The organism is Polaromonas sp. CT11-55 (assembly GCF_047303325.1).
Classification (GTDB): domain Bacteria; phylum Pseudomonadota; class Gammaproteobacteria; order Burkholderiales; family Burkholderiaceae_C; genus Polaromonas.
Map to the genome: position 1 here is coordinate 80,328 of NZ_JBKBEX010000022.1, position 9,431 is coordinate 89,758.

10 protein-coding genes are annotated in these 9,431 nt (G+C 66.2%); 6 read left to right on the forward strand and 4 right to left on the reverse strand.

Translation table 11 applies throughout. From position 1 onward, the window contains the following. Window positions 1–105 precede the first annotated feature (105 nt). The 6 genes from radA (at window position 106) to waaF (ending at window position 5,027) form a co-directional block, all read left to right on the forward strand. Entirely contained in the window at window positions 106–1,485 is a 1,380-nt protein-coding gene (gene radA / locus ACEN8I_RS18345) for a DNA repair protein RadA (RefSeq protein WP_007873855.1), read from the forward strand. 20 nt (window positions 1,486–1,505) lie between these two features. Then, on the forward strand, window positions 1,506–2,294 hold the full coding sequence (locus ACEN8I_RS18350; protein ID WP_413330006.1) for a metallophosphoesterase family protein: 789 nt from the start codon (window positions 1,506–1,508) through the stop codon (window positions 2,292–2,294). A gap of 77 nt (window positions 2,295–2,371) precedes the next feature. Next, window positions 2,372–2,785 (forward strand): glycerate kinase, encoded by a 414-nt coding sequence (locus ACEN8I_RS18355; RefSeq protein WP_413330008.1) that lies wholly within the window; start codon window positions 2,372–2,374, stop codon window positions 2,783–2,785. An 83-nt stretch (window positions 2,786–2,868) separates the two neighbouring features. Next, window positions 2,869–3,807, forward strand: a complete 939-nt coding sequence (locus tag ACEN8I_RS18360; RefSeq protein WP_413330009.1) for a branched-chain amino acid transaminase — start codon at window positions 2,869–2,871, stop codon at window positions 3,805–3,807. A 7-nt stretch (window positions 3,808–3,814) separates the two neighbouring features. Then, on the forward strand, window positions 3,815–4,024 hold the full coding sequence (locus ACEN8I_RS18365) for a zinc-finger domain-containing protein (RefSeq protein ID WP_007873859.1): 210 nt from the start codon (window positions 3,815–3,817) through the stop codon (window positions 4,022–4,024). Next, on the forward strand, window positions 4,011–5,027 hold the full coding sequence (gene waaF, locus ACEN8I_RS18370) for a lipopolysaccharide heptosyltransferase II (RefSeq protein ID WP_413330010.1): 1,017 nt from the start codon (window positions 4,011–4,013) through the stop codon (window positions 5,025–5,027). The genes ACEN8I_RS18365 and waaF overlap by 14 nt, the downstream gene beginning before the upstream one ends. Here waaF and ACEN8I_RS18375 read toward each other — a convergent pair. The 4 genes from ACEN8I_RS18375 to ACEN8I_RS18390 all read right to left on the reverse strand — a co-directional run. Further along, window positions 5,024–5,647, reverse strand: a complete 624-nt coding sequence (locus ACEN8I_RS18375) for a carboxymuconolactone decarboxylase family protein (RefSeq protein WP_413330011.1) — start codon at window positions 5,645–5,647, stop codon at window positions 5,024–5,026. The two genes, waaF and ACEN8I_RS18375, sit on opposite strands and share 4 nt — an antisense overlap. 304 nt (window positions 5,648–5,951) lie before the next feature. Next, window positions 5,952–7,193: an ATP-binding protein gene (locus tag ACEN8I_RS18380; protein WP_413330012.1), complete on the reverse strand. Its 1,242-nt coding sequence runs from the start codon at window positions 7,191–7,193 to the stop codon at window positions 5,952–5,954. Window positions 7,194–7,198: 5 nt separating this feature from the next. Next, the gene (locus ACEN8I_RS18385) at window positions 7,199–7,915 is read right to left on the reverse strand and encodes a response regulator (protein ID WP_413330013.1); all 717 of its coding nucleotides are present in this window, start codon (window positions 7,913–7,915) and stop codon (window positions 7,199–7,201) included. Between the two features lie 198 nt (window positions 7,916–8,113). Further along, window positions 8,114–9,431: AmpG family muropeptide MFS transporter (locus ACEN8I_RS18390; RefSeq protein ID WP_413330014.1), on the reverse strand; the 1,318-nt coding region annotated here is incomplete at its 5' end.

A 9,431-nucleotide genomic window follows, 5' to 3' on the forward strand; every position in this document is an offset into this window, starting at 1 on the left:
ATGCTGAGCAGGCAGGATCCAGGCAGGCGGCCGGCTGGTTGGGCAGGCGCGACCTGCATCATGATCAAAATCCAAAACCTGGTTATTTGTACAGTAATATCGCGTATGGCCAAAGACAAGACGATTTACACCTGCAGCGAATGCGGCGGCAGCAGCCCCAAGTGGTTGGGCAAGTGCCCGCATTGCAATGCCTGGAACACCCTGGTCGAATCGGCCGCCGAGAGCGGCGCGCCGGCCAAGAACCGCTACAGCAGCCAGTTCCAGTCGCTGGCCAAGGCCTCCGACGTGACCGCCCTGTCCGACATCGAAGCCACCGACATGGAGCGCACGCCCACCGGCCACGAAGAACTGGATCGCGTGCTGGGCGGCGGCATTGTTGAAGGCGGCGTGGTGCTGATAGGCGGCGACCCGGGCATAGGCAAATCCACGCTGCTGCTGCAGGCGCTTGATTCGCTGCAGCGCGCCGGGCTCAACACCCTCTACGTGACCGGTGAAGAGAGCGGCGCGCAGGTCGCGCTGCGTTCGCGCCGGCTCGGGCTGGATGGTTCGCAGGTCAAGGTGCTGGCCGAGATCCAGCTTGAAAAAATCCTCGCCACCCTGGAGGCCACCCAGCCGGCGATCGCCGTCATCGACTCCATCCAGACCGTGTATTCCGACCAGCTGACCTCCGCGCCCGGCTCGGTCGCGCAGGTGCGCGAATGCGCGGCCCACCTCACGCGCGCGGCCAAGTCCAGCGGCGTGTGCATCGTGCTGGTGGGCCATGTGACCAAAGAGGGCGCGCTGGCCGGCCCGCGCGTGCTCGAGCACATGGTGGACACCGTGCTTTACTTTGAAGGCGACACGCATTCGAGCTTTCGCCTGGTGCGCGCCATCAAGAACCGCTTCGGCGCGGTTAACGAGATCGGCGTGTTCGCCATGACCGAAAAAGGCCTCAAGGGCGTGGCCAATCCGAGCGCCATCTTCTTGAGCCAGCACAGCGAACCGGTGCCCGGCAGCTGCGTGCTGGTGACGCTGGAAGGCACGCGTCCCATGCTGGTCGAAATCCAGGCGCTGGTCGACAACGGCGGGCCCAGCCCGCGCCGCCTCTCGGTGGGCCTGGACCGCGACCGCCTGGCCATGCTGCTGGCCGTGCTGCATCGCCATGCGGGCGTGGCCTGCATGGACCAGGACGTATTCGTCAATGCCGTGGGCGGCGTGCGCATCAGCGAGCCGGCCGCCGACCTGTCCGTGATGCTGGCCATCACCTCGTCCCTGCGCGGCAAGCCGCTGCCCAAGGGGTTTATCGCCTTTGGCGAAGTGGGCCTGGCCGGCGAAGTGCGGCCGGCCCCGCGCGGCCAGGAGCGCCTGAAGGAGGCCGCCAAGCTGGGCTTCAGCGTGGCCGTGGTGCCCAAGGCCAACGCGCCCAAAAAGCCCATCGAGGGCCTGACCATCCACGCGGTGGAGCGGGTGGAAGAGGCGATGAACGTGGTGCGCGGCCTGGGCTGAGGCGTTGCACAATCAGTGCCATGAAACTCGCCGCCATCTCCGACATTCACGGCAACCTGCCGGCGCTGGAGGCCGTGCTGGCCGACATCGAGCGCCAGGGTGTGGATCAGGTCGTGAACCTCGGCGACATCCTCAGCGGGCCGCTGCAGCCGGCCGAAACGGCTGATTTGCTGATGGCGCGCGGCTTTCCCACGATTCGCGGCAACCACGAACGGCAGGTGCTGGAGCTGATCGACCAGGGCCAGTACCTCGATCCCTTGAGCACCGACGGGTACACGGCCGGCCAGCTGGCGTCGGCGCATCTGGACTGGATACGCTCGCTGCCCGAAAGCCTGGAACTGGCCGGCGGCGACGTCCTGCTGTGCCACGGCACGCCGGCCAGCGACCTGATTTACTGGCTGGAAACCACCGTCCCGGGCTTTGGCGCGGGCCACGCCACGGGCATACGCCCGGCCACGGCGGATGAAGTGCGGGAGCGCCTGGGCGACACGGTGCAATCCGGGCATTCGCTGGTCCTGTGCGGCCACACCCATGTGCCGCGTTTGGCGCAGTGCGGCGATGTGCTCATCGTCAACCCCGGCAGCGTCGGGCTGCAAGCCTATGACGACGCGCACCCGCACCCGCATGTCGTGGAAAACGGCGCGCCGCATGCGCGCTATGCCATCGCCGAAAAAACCGGCGCGGGCTGGCGTGTTGATCTGCGCGCCGTGCCGTATGGGCACCTGGCGCAGTCGCGAGTAGCGGCGAGCCGCGGGCGCGGCGACTGGGCGCATGCGCTGGCCACGGGCTGGGCCGCGCGCGCGGGCTAAATCCCCGTTTTGCCGCGCCCAGGCGCCTACGCAGTCCCCGCAGCCGGCCGCCGGGCCGGGGCTGCGAAAATAGCGCCATGAACTTCCAGAAAATCTTTGTTCCCGTGGCCGGTGTCGCTGCCATTGTGCTGGGTTATCGCTTCTACGGCTGGGCCGGTGTGGCCGCAGTGGCCGGCGGCCTGGTCATGTGGGTGCTGCTGCATTTCAGCCGCATGATGCAGGTCTTGAAACGCGCGGCCAACCGCCCCATAGGTTATGTCGACAGCGCGGTCATGCTCAATGCCAAGCTCAAGCCCGGCATGACGCTGCTGCACGTCGTGGCCATGACGCGGGCACTGGGCGAGCGGCTTTCGCCCAAGGATGAGCAGCCCGAGATCTTCCGCTGGGCCGATGCCGGCGAATCCAGGGTCACCTGCACCTTTGTGGGCGGCAAGCTGGCCCACCACGAGCTTTTCAGGCCCGCGCCGGACGCGGCCCCGCCCGCCCCGTAAAATCCGTATTTCAGGTTTTCCGGCGGCCCGCCAGCGCATGCCGCCGGGCCCCGCATCACCCCACATAGAACAGGATTCCCATCATGCCCCCAGTAGCACCCTCCATGGCAGACCGCGACGGCAAAATCTGGATGGACGGCCAGATGGTGGATTGGCGCGACGCCAAGATCCACGTGCTGAGCCACACCCTGCATTACGGCTGCGGCGCTTTTGAAGGCGTGCGCGCCTACAACGCGGCGGGCGGCACGGCGGTCTTCCGCCTTGAAGAGCACACCGAGCGCCTCTTCAACAGCGCCAAGATCCTGCGCATGAAGATTCCGTTCACCCAGCAAGAAGTCAACGAAGCCACCAAAGCCGTGGTGCGCGAGAACAAGCTGGAGTCCTGCTACATCCGCCCGCTGACCTGGATAGGCTCGCAAAAACTCGGCGTCAGCCCCAAGGGCAACCAGATCCACCTGATGGTCGCGGCCTGGGCCTGGGGCGCCTACCTCGGTGAAGAGGGCATGAAGCGCGGCATCCGCGTGAAAACCTCGAGCTACACGCGCCACCACGTCAACATCACCATGACGCAGGCCAAGGCGGTGAGCAACTACACCAACTCCATCCTGGCCAATATGGAAGCGCTGGACGACGGCTACGACGAGGCGCTGCTGCTGGACGCTTCGGGCTTCGTCAGCGAAGGCGCGGGCGAGAACATTTTTGTGGTCAAGGGCGGCGTGGTCTACACGCCCGACCTCTCGGCCGGCGCGCTCAACGGCATCACGCGCAACACCATCCTGCACATCTGCAAGGACCTGGGCCTGGAGCTGGTGCAAAAACGCATCACGCGCGACGAGGTGTATATCTCGGACGAAGCCTTTTTCACCGGCACCGCCGCCGAAGTCACGCCGATCCGCGAGCTCGACCGCATTGAAATCGGCGCCGGCTCGCGCGGCCCCATTACCGAAAAAATCCAGAGCGCCTTCTTTGACATCGTCAACGGCCGCAATCCGAAATACGCCCATTGGCTCGCCAAGGTTTGATACGCACATGAGCACCTCTTCTTCTGTTGAATTGCTGGCCTCCGACCTGAACGCGCAAGGCGGTGTCTACTGCCCCAGCCCCAAGGCCGACATGAAAATCTGGAACAGCCACCCCAAGGTCTATCTGGACGTGGCGCGCACCGGCGAAGCGAAATGCCCCTATTGCGGGACCGTCTACAAACTGAAAGACGGCGAGCATTTCGGTGGTGGCCACTAAAAACACCCTCATCATTGCGCCGCAGTGGATAGGCGACGCGGTGATGACCGAGCCGCTGCTGCGCCGTTTGCATGCGCGCGGCGAGCGCCTCACGGTGGGGGCTTTGCCCTGGGTGGCGCCGGTTTACCGCGCCATGCCGCAAGTGGCAGAGGTCATTGAATTTCCTTTTGCGCACGGCGGCTTGCAGTTCCGCGAGCGCCGCGCGATCGCCAAGCGCATTGAAGGCCGTTTCGACAAGGCCTATGTGCTGCCCAATTCATTGAAAAGCGCGCTGCTGCCCTTTCTGGCCAGTATTCCCGAGCGCATCGGTTATTTCGGCGAGGCGCGCGTGGGCCTGCTCACGCACCGGCTCAAGAACCCCAAGAACAAGCCGCCCATGGTGGCGTTTTATTCGGCCTTGAGCGGGGAGGGCGATCTCGACAAGGACAAACCGCGGCTGCAGATGGCGCCGGCCGAAATCGACCGGGCGCTGGCCGAACTGGGTTTGCGGCGCGGCGGCTATTACGTGTTTGCGCCGGGCGCCGAATACGGCCCCGCCAAGCGCTGGCCGGCCCGCCATTTTTCGGAACTGGCCGCGCGGCTGGACTTGCCGGTGGTGCTGCTGGGCTCAGGCAAGGAAGCGGTGCTGTGCGAAGAAATCGCCGCGCCCGTGAATGCGGTGCAGCCCGGCCAATGCCTGAACTTCGCGGGCAAGACCTCGCTGGTGCAGGCGCTGTGCCTGATTGCCGCCTGCAAAAGCACGATTGGCAACGACTCGGGCCTGATGCACGTGGCGGCGGCTTTCGGCGTGCCGCAGGTCGCGATTTTCGGCTCGTCCAGCCCGCTGCACACGCCGCCGCTGAGCGGCAAGGCCAGCGTGCTTTGGCTCAAGGCCGATGCGGATTACCAGCCGCCGCTGGACTGCGCGCCCTGTTTTGAACGCGAATGCCCGCTAGGCCACACGCGCTGCCTGAATGACATCAGCGCCGACCGCGTGCTGGCGGCGCTGGCGCCAATTTCCTAGGCAGGGAAGGCGGACAGGGGCGCCACGCCCGGCTTGGCCTGCGCCGGCGTGCGCGCCACATTCATCACCCAGCACACCATCACGAAGTAGCCGACCAGGCTCACCAGCTCGACCACGCCCTGCTCGCCAAAAGTTTTGACCGCTGCGGCATAGGTGGCATCGCTGCAGCCGTGCTGGCGCAGCACCTCGAAGCTCAGGTCCAGCGCGACGGCTTCGTCATCGGCCATGCCGCGGGGCTGGCGGCCGTCGGCGATCGCGTCCACGGTGGCCTGGGCCACGCCAGCGGCCACCGCCAGCGGCGCGTGCATCAGCCATTCGAACTGGTTGGCGGTGTGGCGGGCTGCCACGCAGGTCGCCAGTTCGCGAATGCGCGCGTCCAGCGTGCTCTCAAAACGCAGGTAGGCGCCCACGTCGCCGATGCGGCCCATGAGCTGCGGGCTGCGCAGCAGCGGAATGAAGGGGCCGAACACGGCCTTGCGCGGCCCGGCGATGATGGCATCGGCGGCTTCGCGCTGCGCCGGCGACATGGCGTCGCGCGGCATCAGCGGCATGCGGTCCGAGGTGGACGGGAAAAAGCCCTGGGGGATGTTGGCGGGCTGGGGCGTGGCGGCGGTGCTCATGGCTTGCGGTCCTGTGATGGGAAGGAGGCCTTAGGGTATCAAAGCCCGCGCCGCGCGGCACTGGGGCAAAAAAAAGGCCACCTCGCGGTGGCCTGTTGAAAGTTCTCCTGGATGGGAGAACGTCGTTGGGAGATCAAAAAAATGCTTCACCGACGTCTGGTTTTTATTTCCCTGTTTCCCTCGAATTGCGGGTGTTGTGACAGCAACGCCCGCAACTGTCAGCGATTGCGCAGGGTTTGACCATTCTCCAAATAGAGGAGACGGCCGGGATTTCAGCTGAATCGTTGCAAGTCCGTGACTTATTTCACGCTACGGGCTGGGCCATTGCGTGGGCTACGGGCAGCTCCACGATGAAGGACGCGCCGCCGCCGGGCCGTGCTTCGCAGCGCACGTTGCCGCCATGGCGCTGGCTGATGGACTTGACCAGCGCCAGGCCCAGGCCCACGCCACCCTCGCGCTCGCTGGCGCCGGGCAGACGGTAAAAAGGCTCGAAGATGCGTTCGCGCTGGCCGGCCGGAACGCCCGGGCCGCGGTCGTGCACCTTGACCACGGCCAGCTGTTTGGCGCCGACGCGGGTTTGCGCGAGTTCGAGGTTGATCTCGCCGGTGCTGTAGCGCCTGGCGTTTTCCAGCAGGTTGCGGATCAACCGGCGCAAGAGGCGCGGCGAGCCCTGCACGGTCAGGCTGTGGCTGGCGGCGTCCAGCCCCAGGCCGGCGGCCGGTTGCTGGCCGAGTTCCGCGCTGAGTTCGGCGTTGACACGCGCGCATTCCTCGGCCGCCAGGCCGGTGAGGTCCAGGGTTTCAAAGGGCTCCGCGTCGGCCTGCTTGGCGTCCAGGCGGCTGGCCAGCAGGATTTCGTCGATCAGCTGGTCGAGCTCGTTGATGCTGCGCGAGATTTCCTTGCGCTGCGGCGAGGCGGCGTCAGTGCCCATGAGTTCCAGGCCCATGCGAATGCGTGCCAGCGGCGAGCGCAATTCATGCGAGGCATTGGCCAGCAGTGACTTGTGCGATTCCATCAGGGTTTCGATGCGCTCGGCCGCGTGGTTGAAGCGCCCGGCCAGGAAGGCCACCTCGTCCTTGCCGTCGGCATTGACGCGGGCCGACAGGTCGCCGGCACCCCAGCGCTCCACGCCGCGTTGCAGGGCTTCGAGCCGCTGCGTCAGCCGCCGCATGACGGGGTAGGCGCCCACGGCCACGGCCAGGCCGACCAGGCCCAGCATCCAGCCAAAGCCGAAACCAAAAGGCGGGCGCATCCAGGGGTTGCCCGGCGGGCGCTTGGGCCGGGGCAGGAGCAGGTTCAGGGTCCGGCCGTCATTGGTCACGACGTCGAACTCCAGGTCATCGCCGAGCTTGCGGTCGGGCCGGGTTTGTGCCGTGCCTATGACTTCGCCTTTGTCGTTGTGCACCAGCACTTCGCGTATCGGCAACTGCGGCGGGTCGGCGCTCAGGCGCCAGGCCGCGCCGACCAGGAAAGTCAGCACGACCACGGTGGCGACCACCGCCAGCCATATGCGTACATAGAGGTGCGAAGTAAAACGGCCCCACATGAAGATCAGTCCTGCTGCTTGGCGAACACATAACCCACGCCGCGCACGGTGAGTATGCGTTTGGGGTCCTTGGCATCGGCCTCGATGGCGCTGCGGATGCGGCCCATGTGCACGTCGATGGAGCGGTCGAAGGCCTCGAGCTCACGGCCGCGCACGGCTTCCATGATCTGGTCGCGGCTCAGTACGCGGCCGGCGCGCTCGGCCAGCGCCACCAGCAGGTCGAACTGGTAGGAGGTGAGTTCGCAAGGATTGCCCGATACCGAGACGGTGCGCGCATCGCGGTCGATTTCCAGCGAGCCAAAGCGCATGACCTTGTGGCCGCCGTTGGCTGCGGCGCTGGCGGTGTCGCCGCCGCGACGCAGCACGGCGCGTATGCGCGCCAGCAGCTCGCGCGGCTCAAATGGCTTGGGCAGGTAGTCGTCGGCGCCGATTTCCAGGCCGACGATACGGTCCATGGGGTCGCCCTTGGCGGTGAGCATGAGTACCGCGGTGTTGGCGCTGTCGCTGCCCTGGCCCTTGATGCGCCGGCAGACTTCCAGGCCGTCCATGTCGGGCAGCATCAGGTCCAGGATGACCAGGTCGGGGGTGTTGCCTTCCAGCGCGGCCAGCCCGCTCGCACCGTCGGCGGCGTGGGTGAAACCATAGCCCGACTGGCGCAGGTACTCGCCCACCATGCTGGCCAGGCGGGCGTCGTCTTCGATCATCAGGAGTTGTTGGGTCATGGATGGGTCCTCGGTTGCAGGGTGTGTCCCCCCGGGGTGGAACACGATGCGTTCATGGTGCGCTGCACGCAACAATCGCGCTTGAAGCCATCGTAAAGTTACGGTAAACCGGGGCAACAACCCACCAGCATACTCCGCCGCGCGGGTATCTGGCAGCTGTTTTGCAGCTATTAATTTAATAGCTGCAGGTGCCTGTTCCTATTGGGACTTGGAGGGCTGCAGCCGCGAGGCCAGGGCCACCAGCACGAGCACCGGCAGGCCCAGCAGGGCGGTGGCGGTGAAGAAGTGGCTGTAACCGAAGGCGTCCACGTATTTGCCCGAGTAGCCGGCCAGGAACTTGGGCAGAAGCAGCATCATGGAGCTGAACAGCGCGTATTGCGTGGCTGAGTAATTGACGTTGGTCAAGCTGGACAGGTAGGCAATGAAGGCGGCCGAGGCAATGCCGCTGGAGAGGTTGTCGGCCGAGATCACGAAGATCAGCGCGCTGACGTCATGGCCGCGCGTGCCCAGCCAGGCGAACAGCAGGTTGCTGGCCGCGCTCAGCACGGCGCCCAGCATCAGTACGCGCATCACGCCGAAGCGCATGGCCAGCGCGCCGCCGATAAAGGCGCCGGCCAGCGTCATGATGACGCCGTAAATCTTGGTTACCGCCGCCACCTCGTCCTTGGTATAGCCCATGTCCACGTAAAACGGGTTGGCCATGATGCCCATCACCACGTCGCTGATGCGGTAGATGGCGATCAGCGCGAGGATCAGCAGCGCCTGCTTGCCGTAGCGGCGCAGGAAATCGGCAAAAGGATCGACCAGCGCGGTCTTGAGCCATTCGACGGCGTTGCGCGAGGGCGGCAGCACGCGAGCCGCCGGTTCGGGCGACAGCAGCACGGTCGCCATGCCCAGCAGCATGGAGGCGGCCATGGCCAGGTAGGCGACCTGCCAGGCGCCGTGCTGGTAGGTGGCTGCGTCGCCGACTTCGGCGCGCGCGGCGATCCACAGCGCGCCGGCGCCGGCCCAGATCATCGCGATGCGGTAGCCGGTCTGGTAGGCGGCTGCCAGCGCCGCCTGGCGCTTCGTGTCGGCCGATTCGATGCGAAAAGCGTCCAGCGCGATGTCCTGGGTGGCCGAGCCGAAGGCCACGGCCAGCGCGCACCACACCACGGGCAGCAGCGCCACCCGGGGGTCGGTCAGGGCCATGCCGGTGAGTGCAGCGGCGATGACCAGCTGCGACAACAGCAGCCAGCTACGTCGGCGCCCGAGCAAGCGTGTCAGCAGCGGAATCGGCATGCGGTCCACCAGCGGCGCCCATACCCATTTGAAGCCATAGGCCAGGCCCACCCAGCTCAGGTAGCCGATGGTGGTGCGGTCTATGCCGGCCTCGCGCAGCCAGAAGCTCAGCGTGCCGAACACCAGCAGCAGCGGCAGCCCGGCGGAAAAGCCCAGAAACAGCATACGCAGCGTGGCCGCCTCGGCATACACATGCCAGACATCACGCCAGGAGTTTTTGGGAGGGGGAGGGGGG